Origin of the sequence: Massilia eurypsychrophila (assembly GCF_002760655.1) — a bacterium.
Taxonomy (GTDB): domain Bacteria; phylum Pseudomonadota; class Gammaproteobacteria; order Burkholderiales; family Burkholderiaceae_D; genus JAFCUW01.
The window spans coordinates 1-1,301 of the sequence record NZ_PDOC01000075.1 but is presented as its reverse complement, the minus strand read 5'-3'; the positions used below and the strand labels follow the sequence as shown (position 1 = coordinate 1,301).

Sequence of the window (1,301 nt, the reverse complement as noted above, 5' to 3'; positions counted from 1 at the left end):
AATTTGGAAGAAGTAAAGTTTTAATCGTCTGACCGACAGGTCAGATGATGGGTAGTGATTGTAAATCGCAACAAACAACAACGCTGTACTCTTATCTCTGTAACGTCTTTCGGCTTAGTCGGCTGAGAGGCTAACGTTATAGGGACAAGCGAATAAGTGCACATGGTGGATGCCTTGGCGATTACAGGCGATGAAGGACGTAGTAGCTTGCGATAAGCTGCGGGGAGTGAGCAAACACACTTTGATCCGCAGATTTCCGAATGGGGTAACCCGGCCTTTTAGGTCATTGCATACTGAATACATAGGTATGCAAAGCGAACGCGGCGAACTGAAACATCTAAGTAGCTGCAGGAAAAGAAATCAACCGAGATTCCCAAAGTAGTGGCGAGCGAAATGGGATGAGCCTGCACGTTTTAGCATGACGCATAGTAGAACGGATTGGAAACTCCGGCCATAGAGGGTGATAGCCCCTTATACGAAATGCGATGTGTGGAACTAAGCGTGCGACAAGTAGGGCGGGACACGAGAAATCCTGTCTGAATATGGGGGGACCATCCTCCAAGGCTAAATACTCGTAATCGACCGATAGTGAACCAGTACCGTGAGGGAAAGGCGAAAAGAACCCCGGAAGGGGAGTGAAATAGATCCTGAAACCGTGTGCATACAAACAGTAGGAGCGGACTTGTTCCGTGACTGCGTACCTTTTGTATAATGGGTCAGCGACTTACATTCAGTGGCAAGGTTAACCATATAGGGAAGCCGTAGAGAAATCGAGTCCGAATAGGGCGACAGTCGCTGGGTGTAGACCCGAAACCAAGTGATCTACTCATGGCCAGGATGAAGGTGCGGTAACACGCCCTGGAGGTCCGAACCCACTAATGTTGAAAAATTAGGGGATGAGCTGTGGGTAGGGGTGAAAGGCTAAACAAACTTGGAAATAGCTGGTTCTCTCCGAAAACTATTTAGGTAGTGCCTCAAGTATCACCATCGGGGGTAGAGCACTGTTATGGCTAGGGGGTCATTGCGACTTACCAAACCATTGCAAACTCCGAATACCGATGAGTGCGAGCTTGGGAGACAGACGTCGGGTGCTAACGTCCGGCGTCAAGAGGGAAACAACCCAGACCGCCAGCTAAGGTCCCAAAGATTGGCTAAGTGGAAAACGAAGTGGGAAGGCTAAAACAGTCAGGATGTTGGCTTAGAAGCAGCCATCATTTAAAGAAAGCGTAATAGCTCACTGATCGAGTCGTCCTGCGCGGAAGATGTAACGGGGCTAAGCCAGTCACCGAAGCTGCGGATAT

Annotated in this window: 1 rRNA gene; it reads left to right on the top strand. The window is 49.2% G+C overall.

The features are described from left to right. Nucleotides 1-142 precede the first annotated feature (142 nt). Nucleotides 143-1,301: ribosomal RNA gene (locus tag CR105_RS27380) — 23S ribosomal RNA — on the top strand; the annotation flags it as partial.